This window comes from Achromobacter spanius (assembly GCF_029637605.1).
Classification (GTDB): Bacteria; Pseudomonadota; Gammaproteobacteria; order Burkholderiales; family Burkholderiaceae_B; genus Achromobacter; species Achromobacter spanius_E.
This window is the reverse complement of record NZ_CP121261.1, coordinates 1,038,926-1,059,403: the sequence shown is the minus strand read 5'-3', so window position 1 is coordinate 1,059,403 and position 20,478 is coordinate 1,038,926. Positions and strand designations below refer to the sequence as shown.

16 protein-coding genes are annotated in these 20,478 nt (G+C 65.9%); 8 read left to right on the top strand and 8 right to left on the bottom strand.

Annotated elements, in window-relative coordinates:
* The first annotated feature begins 85 nt into the window (after window positions 1-85).
* Genes P8T11_RS04670 through P8T11_RS04640 form a run of 7 tightly spaced genes read left to right on the top strand, consistent with a single transcriptional unit; the run spans window position 86 to window position 8,238 of the window.
* Window positions 86-1,027 (top strand): DctP family TRAP transporter solute-binding subunit, encoded by a 942-nt coding sequence (locus P8T11_RS04670; protein ID WP_418910342.1) that lies wholly within the window; start codon window positions 86-88, stop codon window positions 1,025-1,027.
* Window positions 1,027-1,506 carry a TRAP transporter small permease gene (locus P8T11_RS04665; RefSeq protein ID WP_050444872.1) on the top strand — a complete coding sequence of 160 codons (480 nt, stop codon included), beginning with the start codon at window positions 1,027-1,029 and terminating at the stop codon, window positions 1,504-1,506. Before P8T11_RS04670 ends, P8T11_RS04665 begins: the two co-directional genes overlap by 1 nt.
* A gap of 4 nt (window positions 1,507-1,510) precedes the next feature.
* A complete protein-coding gene (locus P8T11_RS04660; RefSeq protein WP_268078037.1) occupies window positions 1,511-2,794 on the top strand; it encodes a TRAP transporter large permease in 1,284 nt (427 codons plus the stop codon).
* Window positions 2,791-3,720, top strand: a complete 930-nt coding sequence (locus P8T11_RS04655; protein WP_268078038.1) for an HpcH/HpaI aldolase/citrate lyase family protein — start codon at window positions 2,791-2,793, stop codon at window positions 3,718-3,720. Before P8T11_RS04660 ends, P8T11_RS04655 begins: the two co-directional genes overlap by 4 nt.
* The gene (locus P8T11_RS04650) at window positions 3,717-5,477 is read left to right on the top strand and encodes a thiamine pyrophosphate-binding protein (RefSeq protein ID WP_268078039.1); all 1,761 of its coding nucleotides are present in this window, start codon (window positions 3,717-3,719) and stop codon (window positions 5,475-5,477) included. Before P8T11_RS04655 ends, P8T11_RS04650 begins: the two co-directional genes overlap by 4 nt.
* Window positions 5,478-5,491: 14 nt before the next feature.
* Window positions 5,492-6,742, top strand: a complete 1,251-nt coding sequence (locus tag P8T11_RS04645; RefSeq protein ID WP_268078040.1) for a Zn-dependent hydrolase — start codon at window positions 5,492-5,494, stop codon at window positions 6,740-6,742.
* Window positions 6,739-8,238 carry an aldehyde dehydrogenase gene (locus tag P8T11_RS04640; RefSeq protein ID WP_268078041.1) on the top strand — a complete coding sequence of 500 codons (1,500 nt, stop codon included), beginning with the start codon at window positions 6,739-6,741 and terminating at the stop codon, window positions 8,236-8,238. Before P8T11_RS04645 ends, P8T11_RS04640 begins: the two co-directional genes overlap by 4 nt.
* A gap of 67 nt (window positions 8,239-8,305) precedes the next feature.
* Here P8T11_RS04640 and P8T11_RS04635 read toward each other — a convergent pair whose 3' ends face one another.
* The 8 genes from P8T11_RS04635 to P8T11_RS04600 all read right to left on the bottom strand — a co-directional run bounded on the left by P8T11_RS04635 (window position 8,306) and on the right by P8T11_RS04600 (window position 19,483).
* Window positions 8,306-8,671, bottom strand: coding sequence for a type II toxin-antitoxin system RelE/ParE family toxin (locus P8T11_RS04635; RefSeq protein ID WP_268078042.1), 366 nt, complete (start codon window positions 8,669-8,671; stop codon window positions 8,306-8,308).
* Complete coding sequence (locus P8T11_RS04630; protein WP_268078043.1) at window positions 8,671-8,961, bottom strand: type II toxin-antitoxin system ParD family antitoxin; 291 nt, start codon at window positions 8,959-8,961, stop codon at window positions 8,671-8,673. Before P8T11_RS04630 ends, P8T11_RS04635 begins: the two co-directional genes overlap by 1 nt.
* 73 nt (window positions 8,962-9,034) lie before the next feature.
* Complete coding sequence (locus P8T11_RS04625; RefSeq protein WP_277550836.1) at window positions 9,035-10,204, bottom strand: Fic family protein; 1,170 nt, start codon at window positions 10,202-10,204, stop codon at window positions 9,035-9,037.
* A gap of 35 nt (window positions 10,205-10,239) precedes the next feature.
* Complete coding sequence (locus tag P8T11_RS04620) at window positions 10,240-11,376, bottom strand: zinc-binding metallopeptidase family protein (protein ID WP_268078045.1); 1,137 nt, start codon at window positions 11,374-11,376, stop codon at window positions 10,240-10,242.
* Window positions 11,373-12,332 (bottom strand): transglutaminase family protein, encoded by a 960-nt coding sequence (locus P8T11_RS04615; protein WP_268078046.1) that lies wholly within the window; start codon window positions 12,330-12,332, stop codon window positions 11,373-11,375. Before P8T11_RS04615 ends, P8T11_RS04620 begins: the two co-directional genes overlap by 4 nt.
* 17 nt (window positions 12,333-12,349) lie before the next feature.
* Window positions 12,350-15,139 carry a circularly permuted type 2 ATP-grasp protein gene (locus tag P8T11_RS04610; RefSeq protein ID WP_268078047.1) on the bottom strand — a complete coding sequence of 930 codons (2,790 nt, stop codon included), beginning with the start codon at window positions 15,137-15,139 and terminating at the stop codon, window positions 12,350-12,352.
* Between the two features lie 60 nt (window positions 15,140-15,199).
* Window positions 15,200-18,592: a DUF2126 domain-containing protein gene (locus P8T11_RS04605; protein WP_268078048.1), complete on the bottom strand. Its 3,393-nt coding sequence runs from the start codon at window positions 18,590-18,592 to the stop codon at window positions 15,200-15,202.
* A 93-nt stretch (window positions 18,593-18,685) separates the two neighbouring features.
* Window positions 18,686-19,483 carry a transglutaminase family protein gene (locus P8T11_RS04600; RefSeq protein ID WP_268078049.1) on the bottom strand — a complete coding sequence of 266 codons (798 nt, stop codon included), beginning with the start codon at window positions 19,481-19,483 and terminating at the stop codon, window positions 18,686-18,688.
* Window positions 19,484-19,813: 330 nt separating this feature from the next.
* Between P8T11_RS04600 and P8T11_RS04595 the strand changes: the two genes are divergently transcribed.
* Complete coding sequence (locus P8T11_RS04595; RefSeq protein WP_268078050.1) at window positions 19,814-20,467, top strand: hydrolase; 654 nt, start codon at window positions 19,814-19,816, stop codon at window positions 20,465-20,467.
* Window positions 20,468-20,478 lie beyond the last annotated feature (11 nt).

The window sequence follows — 20,478 nt, the reverse complement described above, 5'->3', positions numbered from 1 at the left end:
CACCTTCTCTTTTCGCATCTGGAGTACCCCCATGACCCACGCTCCCCAAACGTTTCGCGCCCTGATCGGCGGCGCGCTTGTCGCCATGGCCGGCTTTGCGCCGCTGTCGGCCCATGCCATGGACATCAAGCTGGGCCACGTGCTGGCCCCCAGCCATAGCTGGAACAAGGCCGCCGAAGGCTTTGCCGCCGAGGTCAAGGAAAAGACCGACGGCCGCGTCAACTTCGTGCTGTTCCCCAGCGGCCAGTTGGGCAATGAAAAGACCATGCTGGAAGGCTTGCAGATCGGCAGCCAGGGCGCGGCCATCATCGGTTCGGGTTCGTTGCAGCCGATTGAACCGAAGTTCGGCGTGGTGGAACTGCCCTACACGTGGTCGTCGTCGCAGCAGGCCTACAAGGCCTTTGACGGCGAGCTGGGCGCGGCGCTGGCCAAGCTGGCCGACAAGAAAAACCTGACCATTATTTCCTGGTGGGAAAACGGCTTCCGCCACGTGACCAACAACCGCGGCCCCGTTGCCAAGCCCGCCGACCTGGCCGGCCTGAAAACCCGCGTCACGCCCGACAAGATGCGGCTGGACACCTTCACCGCCCTGGGCGCCAACCCGGCCCCGCTGGCCTTTGGCGAGCTGTACTCGGCCTTGCAGCAAAAGGTGTTTGATGCGCAAGAGAACCCGCTGTCCATCATCTACACCTCGTCGTTCTTTGAAGTGCAGAAGTATCTGTCGCTGACGGGCCACGTGTGGGGTCCGGCCAGCCTGATCATCTCCAAGCCCGTCTGGAACCGCATTTCGGCCGACGACAAGAAGGTGGTGCAGGCCGCCGCCGACAAGTGGCGCGACGCCCAGCGCAAGATGATCACCGACGGGGACCAGCAATTCGTGGCGCAGCTGAAAGAGAAAGGCATGCAGGTCAACGAGGTCGACAAGGCCGCCTTTGCCGCCGCCGTGCAACCCGTGTGGAAGACCTACTCGGTTACCTACGGCCCTGAGCTGATGGCGCTGGTGCAGAAGTACCGCGAGGCCAAGTAATGCTCAGCCGACTGTCCGCCATTCTGTCGGGCATCAGCAAGGCCTTCGCCGCCCTGGCGGTGGCCTTGCTGGCGATCCTGATCTCTTACGTGGTGTTCTCGCGCTTCGTCACGCACACCACGCCGCACTGGGCCGAGGAATTACCGCGCCTGGTGCTGGTGTGGTCCGCCTTCATTGGCGGCGTGGCGTGCAGCCATGACCGCTCTCACCTGATGGCCGGCCTGCTGCCCTTCATGGTGCGCAGCCCCCGCGTGCTGAACGTGGTTGAACGCGTCAACCAGGCGCTGGTCATCGTGGGGCTGGCGGTGCTGGGTTACGCCGGCTGGCAGTTGGCCGAACTGACGGGCGACCAGACGCTGCCCGCGCTGGATGTGTCCGCCGGCACGGTGTACCTGGCGTTGCCGTTCGCATGCGCGATCACCATCGTGGTTCATCTGGCGCAACTGTTCGCGCCCACCCCCGCCATGGCAAAGGAATAACAAGATGTCTTCGGGTGCTCTCTTCCTGATGGGCGTGTTCACGATCACAGTGCTGATCGACATGCCCATTGCATTCGGCCTGGTGCTGTCGTGCCTGGCCTACCTGGCCGTGTACGACGCCGCGCCCATGATGGTGGCCGCGCAGCAGTACGTGGTGGGGTTGGACAGCTTCACGCTGCTGGCCATTCCGCTGTTCATCCTGGCCGCGCAACTGATGAACGGCGCGGGCCTGACGCAGCGCATCGTGCGCTTGTGCGCCGCCATCGTCGGCGACATCAAGGGCGGCCTGGCTGTTGTGGCCGTGCTGGCCTGCCTGATGTTCGGCGCGCTGTCCGGCTCGGGCGTGGCCGACGTGGTCGCCATCGGCAGCCTGCTGTTGCCCGCCATGGCGCGCAGCGGTTACGACAAGGGCTTTTCCTGCGCGCTGGTGGGCAGCGCGGGCGCCACGTCCACCATCATCCCGCCCAGCATCGTGCTGATCGTCTACGGCACCATCACCGATACGTCAGTGGGCAAGCTGTTCGTGGCCGGCATCGTGCCGGGAATTTTGCTGGGCTTCTCCTTGATTGGTGTTGCCATCTGGCAATCGCGCAAGCACAACTGGGCGGGCGGCCAGCCGTTTTCCTGGGGCGAACTGCGCGCCGCCGGCATCGATGCGCTGCCCGCGCTGATGGTGCCCGTGCTGATCATTGGCGGCATCCGCTTCGGCATCTTCACCGCCACCGAAGCCGCTTCCAGCGCCATCGTCTACGCCTTGCTGATCGGCTTTTTCTGGTACCGCTCGCTAAGCCTGAAGTCGCTGTGGAGCAACCTGAAGTCCACCGGTGAAAGCAGCGCGTCCATCTTGCTGTTGATTGGCGCGTCGGGCTTGTTCGCCTGGGTGCTGGTGGCCGAACAGGTGCCGCAGGCACTGTCCACCCTGCTGGTGGAATGGACCGACAGCAAGACCGCCGTGCTGCTGGTGCTGACCGTGGTGTTGCTGCTGCTGGGCACTTTCATGGAAGCCATTCCGGTCATCATCATCGTGGCCCCCGTAGTCATGCCGGTGCTGGCACACTACAACATCGACCCGGTGCATTTCGGCATCCTGCTGTCCATCAACATGGCCATCGGCGCCAACACGCCGCCGGTCGGGGTGGACCTGATGGCCGCTTGCAAGATTGGCGGCATCAACATGATGCAGACACTGCGCCCGCTGTCCTGGATGATGCTGGCCATGACCGCCGTGATGTTGCTGCTGACCTTTGTTCCTGATCTGGTGCTGTTCCTGCCGAGGCACGTGCAATGACACAAACTTCAACGCTACGCCGTCCCCCCGCGCTGCGCCGCAGCTGGATGTTCGTGCCCGGCATGGACGCGGCCGCGCAGGCCGCGGGCCTGGCCAGCGGCACGGACGCGCTGGTTGCCGACCTGGAAGAGTTCACCGCGCCCGTCGAGCGGCCCGCCGCCCGGCCCCGCATCGCCGCGCTGTTCGCTACCTGCCGCGCCCAGGGCGTGGTGGCCGCCGTGCGCATCAACAAGCTGGAAGACGACGGCCTGGCCGACCTGCGCGGCGTGATGCCCGGCGCGCCGGACGCGGTGTTCCTGCCGCACGCCGAAAGCGCCGCGCAGATCATCGCGCTGGACCAGGCCATCAGCGCGCTGGAGGCCGAACTGGGCCTGCCGGCAGGCAGCACCGAAATCGTGCCCACGCTGGAATCCGCGCTGGGGCTGGTGCGCGCCTATGACATCCTGACCGCCAGCCCGCGTGTGTCCGCCTGCCTGCTGGCCGCCGAAGACCTGACGGCCAGCCTGGGCGCCGAACGCGGCAAGGACGGCATCGAGCTGCACGCCGTGCGCGCCCGCTTTCTGGTGGACTGCACCGCCGCCGGCTGCGTGCCGATCGACTGCCCGTTCAACTACCGCGACCTGCCCGCACTGGAAACGGACTTGCGCTGGGCGCGCCGCCTGGGCCTGAAATCCAAATGCGCGACGGTGGCCGAGCAAGTGCCGCTGATCCACCAGGTGTTCACGCCCGCAGCGCCCGACGTAGACGCCGCGCGCAACTGCGTGGCCCGCTTCGAGGCCCAGCGCGCCGGCCAGCATGACGCCGAGCGCATCGACCCGCCCACCTACAACACCGCGCGCCGCCTGTTGGCGCGCCACGACCAATTCGAACGATGGGCCGCCGAGCGCCGCGCGCAGGCCGTCCCACAACAAGGAGACCTTGCATGACGTCATCCGCTCTTCCCGAACGCAACGGCGGCCAGATCCTGATGCAGCAGTTGCGCATCCACGGCGCGCGCCGCGTGTTCATGATTCCCGGTGAAAGCTACCTGCCCTGCATCGATGCGCTGAACGAGCACACCGACGCCATCGAACCCATCGTGTGCCGCCAGGAAAGCGGCGCGGCCTACATGGCCGAGGCCTATGGCAAGTTGACGGGCGAACCCGGCATCTGCTTTGTGACGCGCGGCCCGGGCGCCACCAACGCCAGCATCGGTGTGCACACCGCCTACCAGGACTCCACGCCGATGATCCTGTTCGTGGGCCAGGTCGGCAACGACTTCATGGAACGCGAAGCCTTCCAGGAAATCGACTACCGCCGCATGTTCGGCCAAATGGCCAAGTGGGTGGCGCAGATCGACCGCACCGACCGTATCCCCGAATTCATCTCGCGCGCCTTCGCGGTAGCCACCAGCGGCCGGCCTGGCCCGGTGGTGCTGGCCTTGCCCGAAGACACGCTGTGGGGCACCGCCCGCGTGGCGGACCTGCCGCGCTACCCGCGCGTGCACAGCCACCCCGGCGCGGGCGACCTGACGCACATGGTCGACTTGCTGAACACCGCTGAGCGCCCCTTCCTGCTGCTGGGCGGCAATGGTTGGCATCAGACCGCCATCGACCAGATCGCCGGTTTTGCCGAACGCTTCGAGCTGCCGGTGGGTACGGCCTGGCGCCGCCTGGAATGTTTTGACCAGCGCCACCCCAATGCCGCCGGCCACGTCGGCTGGGCCATGACGCCCGAACTGCGCCAGCGCTTGAAGGACGCCGACCTGGTGCTGGCCGTGGGCACGCGCCTGGGCGAAGCCACCACCGAAGGCTATACCGTCATTGAAAGCCCGCTGCCGCGCCAGAAGCTGATCCACGTCTACCCCGACGCCGCCGAACTGGGCCGGGTGTTTTCGCCCACGCAGGCCATCGTGGCCGACGTGGCCAGCTTTGCCGCCAGCGTGGCGGACCTGGCGCCCGGCCATGCCACGCCGCGTGGCGACGCCGTGCGCATCGCGCACCAACAACTGGTGGACAGCCTGACGCCGCTGCCCTCGCCCGGCGCGATGAGCCTGGACGCGGCCGCCGCCTATGTGGACGCGCATCTGCCCGCAGACGCCTGCGTGACCGTGGGCGCGGGCAACTACGCGCTGTATCCGCACCGCTACCGCCGCTATGCCGGCCCGGGCACCAGCCTGACCCCCACGGTAGGGTCGATGGGCTACGGCCTGCCCGCCGCCATTTCCGCCAAGCTGGAAGACCGCCAACGCGACGTGGTCTGCTACGCGGGTGACGGCTGCTTTCAGATGAACATGCAGGAACTGGGCGTGGCCTTGCAGTACAAGCTGGGCGTGGTGGTGCTGGTGTTCAACAACGGCATCTGGGGCACCATCCGCGCCCACCAGGAACGCGAATTCCCCGCGCGCGCGATCGCGCTGGGCTTTGAAAACCCCGATTTCACGCAGATTATCCGGGGCTACGGCGGCCATGGCGAAGCCGTGGAGAACACCGCCGACTTCGGCCCGGCGTTTGAACGCGCGCTGGCGTTTGCGCGGGAAAACAACCTGCCCGCGCTGCTGGAAATCCGCTACGACGCCAACGGCATCGCGCCGGGCGAAACCTTGATGGGCATCCGCGAAGCCGCGCAGGCCCGCCTTGCCCGCAATGCCGGCAATAACGGCACTGGCACCAACAGCACCGGCAATAACAGCGCCAGCCACTGACAGGACCTGACTCCATGACAAGCACGATTTCAATCAACGGACAGCGGCTGTGGCAGTCGCTGATGGACCTGGCGCAGATCGGCGCCACGCCCAAGGGCGGCAACTGCCGGCTGGCGCTGACCGCGCTGGACGGCCAGGGCCGCGATCTGGTCACCGGCTGGATGCGTGACGCGGGCATGACGCTGCGTGTGGACCAGGTGGGCAATATCTTTGCCCGCCGCGCCGGCCGCAATAACGAGCTGCCGCCCGTCATGACGGGCAGCCACATCGACACCCAGCCCACCGGCGGCAAGTTCGACGGCTGCTACGGCGTGCTGGCGGGGCTGGAAGTCATGCGCAGCCTGAACGACCATGGCGTCGAAACCGAGGCGCCACTGGAAGTGGCCATCTGGACCAACGAAGAAGGCTCGCGCTTTCTGCCGGTGATGATGGGCTCGGGCGTATTCGCCGGCAAGTTCCCGCTGGAAGTGGCGCTGAACGCGCGCGACCACGACGGCAAATCGGTGGCCGACGAGCTGGCCGCCATCGGCTACGCCGGCCCGGATGCGGTCGGCGGACGGCCGGTTGGCGCGTACTTCGAAGCGCACATCGAGCAAGGCCCGATTCTTGAGCATGAAGAAAAAGTGGTCGGCGTGGTGACGGGTTCCTTGGGCGTGCGCTGGTACGACGTGGTCATCACCGGCATGGAAATGCATGCCGGCCCCACGCCCATGCCCATTCGCCGCGACGCGCTCTACGCCGCCACCTTCCTGTTGCAAGCGGTGATCGGCATCGCCAACGACAACCAGCCGCACGGACGCGGCACGGTCGGCGAAATCCACGCGCACCCGGGTTCGCGCAACGTCATCCCCGGCCAGGTCCGTTTCACGGTGGACCTGCGCCATGAAGACGAAACCACGCTGACGCAGATGGACGCGCGCTGGCTGGCCGCCTGCACCGACGTGGCCGAACGCCACGGCGTCACCGTGGACGTGAAGCAGGTGCAGTATTTCCCGCCCACGCCGTTCGACCCGGACCTGGTCGCCAAGGTACGCGACGGCGCCACGCGGCGCGGCCTGGCCGCCATGGACATCGTCACCGGCGCCGGCCACGACGCCGTCTACATGGCCAGCGTCACGCCCACCGCCATGATCTTCGTGCCCTGCAAGGACGGCGTGAGCCACAACGAAATCGAAGACGCCAAACCCGCTGACCTGGAAGCCGGCTGCAACGTGCTGCTGGATGCCATGGTCGCCCGCGCCAACCACACCGGAGACCCAGCATGAGCCAACACGATCACGCCTATTGGCAAGCCCGCGCCGCGGCGCTCGACTTCAATGGCCAGGCCTATATCGACGGCGCCTACTGCGACGCCGCCGACGGCGCCACGTTCGCGGCATCCAGCCCCATCGACGGCCGCAAGCTGGCCGACGTGGCCGCCTGCGGGCAGGCTGACGTGGACCGCGCCGTGGCCGCCGCCCGCCGCGCCTTCGAAGCCGGCGTGTGGAGCCAACTGGCGCCCCGCCAACGCAAGGAACGCCTGCTGCGCCTGGCCGCCCTGATCGATCAGCACACCGAAGAACTGGCGCTGCTGGAAACGCTGGACATGGGCAAGCCCATCCGCGACGCGCTGGCATTCGACGTGCCGGAAACGGCCCGCTGCTACACCTGGTACGCCGAAGCCATCGACAAGATCTACGACGAAATCGCACCGACCGGCCCCGACGCGCTGGCCACCATCACCCGCGAAGCGCTGGGTGTGGTGGCGGCCGTGGTGCCGTGGAACTACCCGCTGATGATGGCGGCATGGAAAGTGGCGCCCGCCCTGGCCGCGGGCAACAGCGTCATCTTGAAACCGGCCGAGCAGGCGTCGCTGTCGGCCATCCGGCTGGCGGCGCTGGCCGAAGAAGCCGGCATCCCCGCGGGCGTCTTCAGCGTCGTGCCCGGCTTGGGCGCGGTGGCGGGTCAGGCGCTGGGCCGTCACCCGGATGTGGATTGCGTGGCCTTCACGGGCTCGACCGCCACGGGCAAGCGCTTCATGACCTATTCCGGCGAATCCAACCTGAAGCGCGTGTGGCTCGAATGCGGCGGCAAGTCGCCCCACATCGTGTTTGACGACTGCCCCGACCTGGACCGCGCCGCGCAGGCCGCCGCGCTGGCCATCTTCTCGAACCAGGGCGAAGTCTGCATCGCGGGCTCGCGCCTGTATGTGCAGGACGGCATCTACGACGCCTTCATGGAAAAAGTGGCCGCCTACGCCGCCACGCTACAACCCGGCGACCCGCTGGACCCCGCCACCGCCATGGGCGCCATGGTGGACGAACGCCAGATGCAAGGCGTGCTGGCCCGCATCGCCGCCGGCCAATCCGAAGGCGCCACCTTGCGCATCGGCGGCAAGCAAGCCCGCAGCGCGTCGGGCGGCTACTACATCGAACCCACCATCTTCGATTGCGCCCACCAGGATTCCGCCCTGGTACGCGAAGAAATCTTCGGACCGGTGTTGGCAGCCCAACGTTTCAGCACCGAAGACGAGGCCATCCAGTTGGCTAACGATTCGGTCTATGGACTGGGCGCGGGCCTGTGGACGGCAAACCTGTCACGCGCGCATCGCTTGTCGCGCCGCCTGCGCGCCGGGCTGGTCTGGGTCAATTGCTACGCCGATGGCGACATCACGGTGCCGTTTGGCGGCGTGAAGCAATCGGGCTCCGGGCGCGACAAGTCATTGCACGCGCTGGACAAGTACTCGGACTTGAAGACGACCTGGATCAGTCTGACCGTGTGATCGTGTCATGGCTCACGCCCTTGGGCAGAATCGCCGCCAAGCTGGTGGGTGATTTCCTAAGGGCAAGCTAAGACCACGATCTTCGAGAATCCAGGTGCTGCGCCAAGTCCATCACATCGTGCAGCACTCGGCCGATAACAACCATGTCGTTCTCGATTCGATATATCAGGAAATGCCTGGGCTGTTGCACGATACCCGTCTCGGTTCGTCCACGCTCACGGCTCAAACGCAAGTGCCAGGAACGCACCCCCGTACCCAGTTCGGGCCGCTCAGCGCTGCCCGCCCGATCTGGCCTGGCGGAAATATCGCGCATCGCGGCAACCAGCAACGTCCCATAACGCCGGCGCGCCGCTTCGCCAAAGTTCTCCTGTGTCCAGGCCAGAATGTCGATGACGTCTTGTTGCGCCGCGATGGACAGCCGATAGACCCACATTACTTCCTCATGTTTAGCCTGGCGGCCGCCTGCGCCCCAAGCTGTTCGATGAAACTTTCGAGTTGATCGTCTGTGACATCGGTAAAGCGCCCTGCGGCGATGTCAGCCCACCCCTTGTCGGCGGCGTCGCGGAGCACGTTGAGCTTGGCTTCTTCCAAGCGCTCGCGTTGCTCGATCAAACGCAAACCTTCGCGCAACACCTCACTGGCATTCTGATAACGGCCTGATTGCACCAAGGTCTCAACGAAGTCGTGCTGATGCTCGCTTAGAACTACGTTTCGTGTTGGCATGGCGATCAATTCCTGCTGTTAGGGTCGGCACAGTATAGATGGCCATTGGCATAATATGCCAATGGCCCACCCTCTATCCCTCAACATCGTCCACCCCTCCGTACAGCGATGGCAGCAGCACAGGCAATGCATCCAGGGGGAAGGCAAAGCGCACCGGGCCGCGTGGGGTGTCGGAGGCCACCAAGCCGGTCTTCAATGCCGCCGCCAACAACGATCGCCCGGTGCGTTCGCCCAGCCCCGTCATCTGAATGAATTCGCCTCGGCTGACCGGGCCTGCGGCAAACAAAAAGTAGATGGGTAAGGCCGCCTCGGCCCGCAAGCGGCCGTGCGCGGTTTCCACCTGCACGGCGGCATGAATCTTCGTTTTCATCGAATCCAAGGCCAGCATGCGCGTCATGTAGGCCACCTGGTCTTCACAAACGCCCAGAAAATACTCAACCCACTGGACCAGACCCTTCTCGCTCAGGTTGCCCCGGCCGTCCAGGTCACCCTGGCGCGGCGCGTCCGCGCAAGCCAGATAGCCGTAGTAGTCGTTCACGCTGCGCGCCAGGCCACGATTGACCGACCAAAGCCCCTGCGTGATCGGCAACATGGCGGCATGGGTCTGTAAGCGCGACGCGCGGCCATTGCCATCGGCAAACGGATGCAGCCACGCCATGCGATGGTGCGCGCAGGCAATGGCGATCAACTGCGCGTCGGCGGGCCTGGGGCGGTCATAGTGCTGGGTGAACGCCTCCATGAAGCGCGGCAATGATTGCCAGGCGGGAGGATGATGGCGGCCTACCGTGACATCGATGGTGCGCAACGCGGCAGGCTGCACCACGTAGCCGTCCTGGGTAGTTCGGTCGCGGGCGTCCAGATGGCTGTACAAGGCGCCATGCGCGGCGGTCGCAAAGTCAGCACCCAGCGCGCCCTGGGTATCGGCCAGCCGAGACATGGCTTTTTCGGCCTGGATATGCGCCACGGCAATGCGCTGCAATTGCGCCACCTCGGGCCGGTCCGAGAATTCCTGATGCAAGGCGGCTTCGATGTTGCGGGGCGTGGCACTTTCGCCTTCGATCCGGTTGCTGTAGTAGGAATTCATGCTGCACAGCAGGTCGCGCAAGGCGTCGCGCGTGGCGGGATGGGCTTGTGCCCCGAGTTCAAGCGATTGAGCGACGATGCTGCTGGCCCGTTCGAGCAGCCGCGTGGATACCGCGTCGGCGGGCTGTAGCGGCAAGAACTGATGCGGCGAGTCGTACATATCTTTTGATTATGTTGCCGGCCGTGCCGACTCCACTACGCCCCCTTCACCACCCGATGCACGAACTGCAACTTCCCGATCACCTGCGCCGGCAGCACGAAAGGATAAAAATCCCGTTGTCCCATGCTGCGGGCCAGTTCGTTCAGCACCCCGGTCAAGGCGACCCAGGCGTTGACCAGGTCCAGGAACGCCGGTCCTTCCGGGTCGTCCGGGTCGTACAGCGCGTCCTTGGTGAAGGAGTCGTAGGACTGCTCGACCGCCGTGCGCGTGATGCCGAAGCTGATGGCGGTGTCCAGCGTGTCCATCATGTGCAGGTAGTGGGCCCAGGTTTCGGCCCAGTCTTCCCAGGGGTGGCAGGACGCGTAAGTGCTGATGTAGTGCAGCGCCCAGTCGGCCGGCGGGCCTTGCTCGTAATTGCGTTGCAGCGCCTGGGCGTAGTCGGCCTGTTCGTCGCCGAACACCTGGCGAAACGGTTCCAGCCATGGGCCGCCAGCAATCCGCTGGTCCCAGTAGTAATGGCCGATCTCGTGGCGGAAATGGCCTAGCAGGGTGCGGTACGGCTCGCGCATGTCTTCGCGCACCTTCACGCGGTAGGCGTCGTCGGCTTCCTGGATGTTGATGGTGATGAGCCCGTGCGCGTGCCCGGTCAGCAAGGGCGCGCCGTCGGCGCCAGGCGCCAGCAGGTCAAAGGCCAGGCCACCGTCATCGGGCGTTTCCGAGCGCCGGATGGGCAGGCCCAACATCAGCACCTGCGCAATCATCTGACGCTTTGCCGCTTCCACCTTGCACCATAGCGGGCCGTTTTCCGGCACCGACAGGTCGGGAATGGTGTGGTTCAAGCTACAGGACAGGCACAGCGTGTCGGCCGATTGGGCGGGCAGCAGCCAGTTGCACAAGGCCGGCATGGAGAAATTGGCGCAACGTTTGTAAGTCCTGCCACGTACCTTGCCCGATTCACGCAGGACGCCGCTGGCCGGTTCCACGTCCAGCGCCACCACGTGCCCGCGCTTGGGGTCAAAGCCCAGTTGGCGATGGCAGTTCAGGCATTCCGTGTTGCTGAAAAAAATGGGCTGGCCGCAAACGCATTGAAAGGCCTTCGCGCGCGCATGCCGCACGCGCTGGCGTTTCGGGGCGCGCAGTTGGCGGTGGATCGCGTCGAAGAAATAGGTCATGCATCCATTCCAGTCGGAAACTCGTCTATGGGCGCGACGGTCACGCGCACATCCAATTCATGGCCGCCGCCCCGGATGACACCCCGCAGGGGCGTCACGTCGGCGTAATCGCGGCCGTAGCCCAGCACCACATGCGCCGTGCCTGGCACCACGTCGTTGGTGGGATCCAGGTCAATCCAGCCGCCATTGACGTCCACCCCCGCGCAATGCACCGACACCCACGCGTGCGAGGCGTCGGCCCCGATCAGGCGCGGCTGGCCGGGTGGCGGTTGCGACATCAGATACCCGCTGACGTAGCGCGCCGGCAAGCCGATGGCGCGCAGGCAGCCGATCATCAGATGCGCAAAATCCTGGCACACCCCGACCCGTTCATGAAAAACATCAAGAATGGGCGTGGACACCTGCGTATGCGCCGGCTGGTAACTGAAATCAGCATGGATCCGGTGCATCAGGTGCAAGGCGGCCTCGGCCACGGGCCGCCCTGGGGTGAACGACAGCAAGGCGTATGCCCGAAGCTCGGAATGCAAGGGCACGTAGGTGGAAGGAAAGCTGAATTCCACTTCCGGCGCGTAGGGCAAGGCGGGGTCATACCGCAAGCGCCGTGCCGCGTCCTCCCACGGCAAGCCGGCCGAGGGGTCCAGCGCGCCAAAGCGCGGGTACACCGTCACGCGGCTGGTGGCGCGCACGGTCAGCGCGTCATGCGGGGCGTACAGGGCGAAGAGGCAGCGCGTGTTGCCAAAGCCGTCCACGGTCTCGGTAATGGAAGGCGGTGCTGGCGTGACGCTTAGCGTGTAGGCGTCGACCACCTGGCAGGCGTCGTTCAGCGGGCGTAAATAACCCAGGTGATGCGCCAGTTCCACGGGCGCGGCGTAGCGGTAGGCGGTTTCGTGGTCCACGCCCAGGGTCACGCCCAGGGCGGCGGCGGGCGCATCTAGGTCGGAAGTCGGCAGATTCATGGTGCGGGGCCGGTGAATTACGCGGAAAGCGTCTGGTCATGACCGGCTGCGTGGCTGAAATAGCGCAGGCTGATGGCGTTGGACAGCGCACTGGCGGCGTCCTCGAGTTGCGCGGACAGCGCCAGCACGTTGGCGTATTGGCCTTGGCTTGGGGTTGGGCCTTGGCTTGGGGTTAGGGCTTGGGTTTGGGTTTGGGTTTGGGTTTGGCTTTGGCTTTGGCTTTGGCCCTGGCTCTGGCTCTGCCGGCACAAATCCGCCAAGGACGCGCCCACGCCGTCCTCGGGCAGCAGACGGACCAGGTCCGCGGCCGGGCCGGCCACGGTATCGGGCAGGCGCGCCACTTCTTTGCGCAGCACGTTCAGCACACAGGCGAGCGAGCGTGGGTTTGCTGGCTCTTGCACCAGCAGGTTCAGCAGCGCCGGTATTTCCTGGCGACCCGGGTAATAGGCGCGGTAGGTGATCTTGCTGTCGAACAGGTCCAGCAGCATGTTGAAGCCGCTGTCGCCCAGCACCGCATTGCTGCGAAACAGCGCACCCAGCAGGCCGGCCATCGCGGACAGGCGTTCAATCTGGCGGCCGATCGTCAAAAGGCGCCAGCCGTCGTCGCGCGTCATGCGGTCGGTTTGCGAGCCGGTGATGGCAGACAACTGCATGCCCAGGCTCCTCAAGCCGCGCAGCACGTCCGGGGCGGACATCGACAGGGGGTTTGATTGAAATCCCGGCTGAAATCCCGACAAAGACCCGGACAAAGACCCCGACTGAGAGGCTGACGGAGACCCCGATGAAGACTCCGGCACAGCTTCCGGCACCCCGGGCTCGCCCCCCTTGCCGCCGGACGCCATGCGCATGAATCCCTCGTGCGCCGTCACAACCAGCCGCCAATGCTCGGGCGACAGCCGATCGCGGATCTGGCCGGCGGCGAATGCCAAGGCGCCCAGGTTGCGTGCCACCCCGCCTTGCGCCGGGCCGCCCGCCAGTTCGGCCACCAGCGTGGCTTCGAACATGCGTACCGACAAAGTCGGCGCGGCCGGCATCAGGCCGCTGCGCTGGCACAAGGCATCGACCGCGTCAAAGAGTTCGCCGGCATTGTCTTCGTCGCTGTTCAGCCAGGTCAGCGCCACCGTGGCCAGGCGCACGTCGTTCTCTGCCCGTTCGGTGTAGCGCCCCATCCAGAACAGGTTTTCGGCGGCCCGGCTGGACACGGGGCGGCTCGCCGGCACTAGCTCTTCGGGCCGCAATTGCACGGGCAGCATCGAAAACGTATCCACCGCGCCCCGAGTGGTGACCCAGGTGTCCATGCTGCTGCCGCCGCGCTGCATGGACACAATCTGCTGTTCGCGGCTGGCGATGCGCGTCAGCCCGCCCGGCAGCACATTCCAACCGCCCTCGCCGTCCGCGATGACGAACACGCGCAGCATGGCCGCGCGCGGCACGATGTGGCCGGCGGACCAACTGGGCGCTTGCGACAGCGGCAGGTATTGCTGGATGGTGTAGGCGTCGGGGTTATCGGCAATGCGGGCTTGCAACGCGGCGTATTCGGATGGCGGCACGGCGCCCCCGATCACGGGTTCGAAGCCGCCCCGCATATTGTTGGGATACGTGGACTTGACCACCGTGCCCGGCAGGTTCGCCAACACCTGTTCGCGCGCGGCGGCCTCGCCGCACCACCACGACGGCAGCGAAGGCAGCAGCAGGTCGGCGCCAAACAGATGCCGGCTGATGGCGGGCAAGAAGCCATTGATGGCGGGCGATTCCAGAAAGCTCGTGCCCAGCGAATTCGCCACCAGCACGTTGCCCGCGCGCATGACTTGCAGCAGGCCCGGCACCCCCAGCGTGGAGTCCGAGCGCAGTTCCAGCGGGTCGCAGAAATCGTCATCCAGCCGGCGCAGCACGGCATGCACGCGTTCCAGGCCGTGCAGCGTTTTCAGGTACAGCATCTGATCGCGCACGACCAGGTCTCCGCCTTCCACCAGCGTGATCCCCAGGTAGCGGGCCAGGTAGGTCTGTTCGAAATAGGTTTCGTTGTAGGGGCCGGGCGTCAACAGCACGATGCGCGGTGGCGAGTGCGGCAAGGCTTGGGCCGACGACCCGCCCGGGCTCAACTTGTACAGCATGTCCATCAAGCGGCGATAGCTGGTCGCCAGGTGCTGCACGCGCAGTTCCTTGAAGGCCTCGGGGAACATGCCGGAAATGGTCAGGCGGTTTTCCAGCAGATAGCCCAGCCCCGACGGCGCCTGCGTGCGTTGCGACACCACCCACCAGTTGCCGTCGCTGGCGCGCGCCAGGTCAAAGGCGGCAATGTGCAGATAGGTGCCGCCCGGCGGCTGATAGCCGCGCAAGGGGCGCAGGTAACCGGGATGCCCGAACACCAGCGCGGGCGGAATCAGCTTGTCGGCCAGCAGGGTTTGCGGCCCATAGACGTCGCCCAGCACGCGGTTCAGCAAGGTGGCGCGCTGGCACAGCCCCTGTTCGATGGCCGACCAGTCGGCGTCGTTGATGACAAAGGGCAGCAGGTCCAGCGACCAGGGCCGCGCCGAGCCGTTGGCGTCGGCATAGATGTTGTAGGTGATGCCGTTTTCGCGGATCTGCCGGGCCACCACGTCCACGCGCCGGTCCAGGTCGGCGAAGCCGCTGGTACCCAATAGCTCGAAGAAACGGGGCCACGGCTCGCGCAGGCGGGTGGCGCCCGACGCCGCGGCCGGTGCGCGCAGTTCGTCATAGTGGCCCGGCCGTGCGGGCAGCGCCGCATGAACCGCCAGGGATGCGACATCCTGCGACGGATCGGTCTGAAAAAGAAATTGCGGCATGGCGGATAGGGGCGACCGGTAGGGGCGAACGGTACGCCGGGGTTAAACATCCAGAAGGGGTCAATCGTGCCTTAAATCCAACGAGAACGGAAATTCGCGGCTGACCTGGGCAGGCGCCACGTCCATGCGCCCCGGCGTGTGGCCTATTTTTTCAAAGCGGGCCAGGCGCCGGCTCTCGGCCTCATAGGCGTTGATGGGGAACGTTTCCGGGTTCAGCCCGCCCGGATGCGCCACATGGTAGCGGCACCCTCCCAGGGAACGCTGGTTCCAGGTGTCCACAATATCCACCGTCAGCGGCACGTGTACCGGGATGGTGGGATGCAGCGCGGAAGGCGGCGCCCAGGCCTTGTAGCGCACGCCCGCCACGTATTCGCCCACCCGCCCCGTTGGTTGCAAAGGCAGCGCGCGACCGTTGACCGTCACAACATAGCGGTTGTCGTTCAAACCCGATACCCGGATTTCCACCCGCTCCAGCGACGAATCCACATAGCGCACCGTGCCGGCCGACGAACCTTCTTCGCCCATCACGTGCCAGGGTTCCAGCGCGCCACGCAGTTCCAGGTGGATGCCGCGCGCGGCCACGTCGCCAAACAGCGGAAAGCGGAATTCGAAATGCGGGGCGAACCAGGCGGTGTCAAAGGCGTAGCCGGCTTCGTTCAGGTCAGCCAGCACGTCCTCGAAATCCATCTTCACGAAGGTGGGTAGCAGGAAACGATCATGCAGCTCGGTGCCCCAGCGCGTCAGGCGCGCGGTGTACGGGGTCTTCCAGAAGTGGGCGATCAGGCCACGCAGCAGCAGTTGCTGCGCCAGGCTCATGCGCGCATGCGGCGGCATTTCAAAGGCGCGCAGTTCCAGCAGACCCAGGCGGCCCGTCGCGCTGTCGGGGGAATACAGCTTGTCGATGCAGAATTCTGACCGGTGCGTATTGCCCGTGACGTCCACCAGGATGTTGCGCAGCGCGCGGTCGATCATCCAAGGGGGCACCTGGGCGCCCTGCTCCGCGCAGCGCCGATGGATTTCCTGAAACGCCAGTTCAAGCTCGTACACCTGGTCATTGCGCGCTTCGTCGATGCGCGGCGCCTGGCTGGTGGGGCCAATGAACAGGCCTGAAAACAGGTACGACAAGGATGGGTGGTTGACCCAGTACGCCAACAGGCTGGCCAGCACGTCGGGGCGGCGCAGGAACGGGCTGTCGGCCGGCGTGGCGCCGCCCAGCACGAAGTGGTTGCCGCCGCCCGTGCCGGTATGGCGCCCGTCAGCCATGAACTTTTCCGTGGACAGGCGCGTCTCGAACGCGGCCTCGTACAGGAATTCGGTGTGGTCCACCAGGTCGGCCCAGTTGCTGGCCGGGTGGATGTTGACTTCGATGACGCCGGGGTCGGGCGTCACCTGCAGCACCTTCAGGCGCGGATCGCGCGGCGGCGGATAGCCTTCCAGCACGATCTTCACTTTCAGATCACGCGCGGTGGCTTCCACCTGCGCCACCAGCGCCAGATAGTCTTCCAGGCGCGGCAGCGGCGGCATGAAGACAAAAAGCAGGCCATTGCGCGGCTCCACGCACATGGCGGTGCGGGCCAGCCATGAGGCCGATTCAAACTTGGCGGGCGCTCGGGTGGCGTCCGGGTTTGGGCCTGCCCCAGATGCTGCCCCTGGACCTACCCTTGGTCCTGTCCCTGGTCCTGCTCCCGGCCCAGTGCCCGATCCAGACGCGGGTCCCACGCCCGCCCCCGCCGTGGCGCGCGGGTTCTGCGCCAGCAACTGCGCCGGCCCCGGCAGTGAACGCCGCGCGTCGAAAGGATCGCGATCCGCCACCACGGGCGCGTCGGCCTCGGCCGCCCAAGGCAGCGAGTCCAGCGGCAGGCGCAGGCCCATCGGTGAATCGCCCGGGAACAGATACATGCGCTCATCGCGAAGGAACCAGGGGCCGGACACCCATGGCCCGCCCTCGCCCGGTTGGATCGGCAAGGCGTAGCCGACCACGCTGTCCAGCTTCTGTTCGAACACGCGGCGCAAGCGCGCGCGCTCCATTTCGTCGTCCAGCCTTGAATCAAAGGGGTCTACGTTGGCGGGCAAGCGGCGTTCGCGCCACAGGTAGTAGAAGACGTCTTCGTAGCCCGGCACGATGTGGCGCGCGTCCACTTCCAGGCGTTCGGTGAGACGCGTGATGAAACGCTGCGCGTCCGCCACGGTGTAGCTGCTGCGCTGACGCTCGTCGGCGAACAGCGCCGGGTCGCCCCAGCAGGGCTCGCCGTCGGCGCGCCAGAAGATCGACAAGGCCCAGCGCGGCAATTGCTCGCCCGGATACCACTTGCCCTGCCCGGCATGCACAAAGCCGTTGCCGCCGTAGCGGGTGCGCAGGCGGTTCAGCAATTCCAGGGCAAAGCCGCGCTTGGTGGGCCCAAGCGCGGCGGTATTCCATTCGGCGCCGTCGCGGTCGGAAACCGACACGAAGGTGGGTTCACCGCCCATGGTCAGGCGCACGTCCATGTGGTCCAGGTGGTCGTCGATCTTGTCGCCCAGGTCCAGGATGGCCTGCCATTGCTCGTCGCTATAGGGCTTGGTGACGCGCGGCGATTCAAACACACGCGTGACCGACATGGTGTGCGCGAATTCCACCTCGGCCTTGTCCACCGCGCCCGTCACCGGCGCCGCGCTGCCCGGCTCGGGCGTGGCGGCCAGCGGAATATGGCCTTCGCCCGCCAGCAGGCCGGACGTGGGGTCCAGGCCAATCCAGCCGGCGCCGGGCAGATAGACCTCGCACCAGGCATGCAGATCGGTGAAGTCGGTTTGCGCGCCGCTGGGGCCGTCCAGCGCGCGCACGTCGGGCTTGAGCTGGATCAGGTAACCGGACACGAAGCGCGCCGCCAACCCCAGATGGCGCAAGGCCTGCACCAGCAGCCAGCCGGAATCGCGGCACGACCCGGCGCAGCGCGCCAGCGTTTCTTCCGGCGTCTGCACGCCGGGTTCCATGCGGATCAGGTAGCTGATTTCCTTGTGCACCTGTTGGTTCAGGGCCACCAGGAAATCCACCGTGCGCTGCTCGCGCACGTCCACCCGCGACAGGAATTCCGCGAACAGCGGCGTGGCCTCGTCGCAGACGCGGTACGGCGCCAGTTCGCGGGCCAACACGTCGTCATAGGTGAAGGGGAATTCCTCGGCGTCGGGTTCCAGGAAGAAGTCGAACGGGTTGTAGACCGCCATCTCGGCCACGAGGTCGACGGTTATCTTGAATTCGCGCGTCTTGCCCGGAAAATTCAGGCGCGCCAGATAGTTGGAGAACGGATCCTGCTGCCAGTTCAGGAAGTGCTCGGCCGGTTCCACCGTCAGCGAGTACGACAGGATCGGCGTGCGGCTGTGCGGTGCGGGCCGCAGCCGCAGCACCTGGGCCGACAGGCTGACCAGGCGGTCATAGTTGTATTGCGTGACGTGCTTGAGCGCTACGTGGATAGTCAAAGCCTTCTCCGGATCGACTGTACTGCCGAAATTCTTGGGGGGGTCACGCCTTGCTTGGGAATGTCACGCCATTCATGCAGGGTACGCCATTCGTCAATGGCTGGTCTGCACTTGCACCGATACATTCATCGACAGCGTGGCCGCCACCCCATGCAGCCAGCGCACGGGCGAGGCCGATTCGTAGTCGCGCGCGACAGCCAGGCGGCAATGGCCGTCGGACGCGAAGGTGGCATGGCTGACGTCCACGCTGACCCAGCCATGCCCGGCCAGCCAGACGTCGGCCCAGCCATGGCTGGCCGCGTCGTCGCCCGCCTCGTGCCAATACCCGCTGACAAAGCGGGCCGGCGTGCCGAAGGCGCGCACGCAGGCCAGCAGCAGATGGGTTTGGTCGTGGCTGCCGCCGCGCCGGGCAGACAGGGTTTCGGGCGCCGTCATGGGCGCGCTGCCCATGCCGGGCTGGTAGGCCACCCGTTCCCGGATCGCTCCCGCCAGGGTCAGCACGTCTTGAGGCGTATGCAGCCCACTCGGCACCACGCGGCGGCAAAAATCGCGAACCGTGTCGTCGCACTGCGTCAAGGCCGTGGGCACGCCATAGATGTAGACCGGCAGGCGTTCCTCTTCGTCGCCCACGTGGCCTTGCGCCAGCGGGTGGATGTCCACCTGCCCCACCGCATGGATTTCGATTTCGCTATGGGTGCGGTGCAGCGTCAAGGTATGCGTCACGTTGCCGTAGGCGTCCACCTGTGGCTGGATCTCGCCCGGCGTCTGGATCTGCCAGCGCAGGGCATGCTGATGGTCGTCGCGCCGGGGCGTCAGCCGCAAGGTCTGGATGCTGTAGTTGACCGGTGCGGGATAGCGGTAGCGGGTCACGTGCTTGATGAGATGCTTCATGAAAGTCTCCACACATCGATTCGGCAACGCCATCAAGAAAAACAAGCAACATGCGTGCCAGGCAGCCAGCTTGCCCGCGCCGGGTTACGGCATTGCGACGCGATGCCGCCAGCAGGCATCCTGCCCCGGGGACGCACCAAGGCGGTGCGCCGGATGCGCCGGAATATGCCCTCTTGTGGCACATCCGCCGCCTGTCGGCTGCCTGGCGGCCACCATCCCATTCTTCAAAGCGGCTGACAATCGTTCAATACACCGAAGGCAGGGACAGGCACAGTGCGGGCGTTTTCCAGATTTTCTGGATTTTCGCCAACGGCATCCCAAGGAGCCCCCATGTCCGTCACCGCCTACGCCAAGCCCGGCGCCAAGCTGCTGTCCCCCAAGGACCACACGCTCATCATGATCGACTTCCAGTCGCAGATGGCGTTCGCCACCCACTCCATCGATGCCATCACGCTGCGCAACAACGCCGGCTTGGTTGCCCACGCCGCCGCCGGCTTCGGCGCGTCCACCATCCTGACCACGGTTGCCGAAAAGAGCTTTTCCGGTCCGATGTTCGACGAAGTCACCGCCCCCTTCCCGGGCCAGGCGCTGCTGGACCGCACGTCCATGAACACCTGGGAAGACGAAGCCGTCATCAAGCAGGTCAATGAAATCGGCAAGAAGCGCATTGTGCTGGCCGGCCTGTGGACCAGCGTGTGCATCGTTGGCCCGGCCCTGTCGGCGCTGGACCAGGGCTTTGAGGTGTACGTCATCACCGACGCTTGCGGCGACGTGTCGCTGGAAGCGCACAACCGCGCCGTCGAGCGCATCGTGCAAGCCGGCGGCCAGCCGATCACCGCCTTGCAGTACCTGCTGGAAATGCAGCGCGACTGGGCCCGCACCGACAGCTATGAGATGACCACCGGCATCGCCAAGCAGTTCGGCGGCGCCTACGGCCTGGGCATCATCTACGCCAAGTCCATGTTCAACGCCCACGAAGCCTGATAGGAGCCCGC

What these genes read in the sequence shown, in the direction of transcription:
- P8T11_RS04645 (WP_268078040.1), top strand. Translation starts at nt 5,492, where the DNA reads ATGACAAGCACGATTTCAATCAACGGACAGCGGCTGTGGCAGTCGCTG.
- P8T11_RS04625 (WP_277550836.1), bottom strand. Translation starts at nt 10,204, where the DNA reads ATGTACGACTCGCCGCATCAGTTCTTGCCGCTACAGCCCGCCGACGCG.
- P8T11_RS04620 (WP_268078045.1), bottom strand. Translation starts at nt 11,376, where the DNA reads ATGACCTATTTCTTCGACGCGATCCACCGCCAACTGCGCGCCCCGAAA.
- P8T11_RS04630 (WP_268078043.1), bottom strand. Translation starts at nt 8,961, where the DNA reads ATGCCAACACGAAACGTAGTTCTAAGCGAGCATCAGCACGACTTCGTT.
- P8T11_RS04670 (WP_418910342.1), top strand. Translation starts at nt 86, where the DNA reads ATGGCCGGCTTTGCGCCGCTGTCGGCCCATGCCATGGACATCAAGCTG.
- P8T11_RS04600 (WP_268078049.1), bottom strand. Translation starts at nt 19,483, where the DNA reads ATGAAGCATCTCATCAAGCACGTGACCCGCTACCGCTATCCCGCACCG.
- P8T11_RS04595 (WP_268078050.1), top strand. Translation starts at nt 19,814, where the DNA reads ATGTCCGTCACCGCCTACGCCAAGCCCGGCGCCAAGCTGCTGTCCCCC.
- P8T11_RS04660 (WP_268078037.1), top strand. Translation starts at nt 1,511, where the DNA reads ATGTCTTCGGGTGCTCTCTTCCTGATGGGCGTGTTCACGATCACAGTG.
- P8T11_RS04615 (WP_268078046.1), bottom strand. Translation starts at nt 12,332, where the DNA reads ATGAATCTGCCGACTTCCGACCTAGATGCGCCCGCCGCCGCCCTGGGC.
- P8T11_RS04650 (WP_268078039.1), top strand. Translation starts at nt 3,717, where the DNA reads ATGACGTCATCCGCTCTTCCCGAACGCAACGGCGGCCAGATCCTGATG.
- P8T11_RS04640 (WP_268078041.1), top strand. Translation starts at nt 6,739, where the DNA reads ATGAGCCAACACGATCACGCCTATTGGCAAGCCCGCGCCGCGGCGCTC.
- P8T11_RS04610 (WP_268078047.1), bottom strand. Translation starts at nt 15,139, where the DNA reads ATGCCGCAATTTCTTTTTCAGACCGATCCGTCGCAGGATGTCGCATCC.
- P8T11_RS04635 (WP_268078042.1), bottom strand. Translation starts at nt 8,671, where the DNA reads ATGTGGGTCTATCGGCTGTCCATCGCGGCGCAACAAGACGTCATCGAC.
- P8T11_RS04655 (WP_268078038.1), top strand. Translation starts at nt 2,791, where the DNA reads ATGACACAAACTTCAACGCTACGCCGTCCCCCCGCGCTGCGCCGCAGC.
- P8T11_RS04665 (WP_050444872.1), top strand. Translation starts at nt 1,027, where the DNA reads ATGCTCAGCCGACTGTCCGCCATTCTGTCGGGCATCAGCAAGGCCTTC.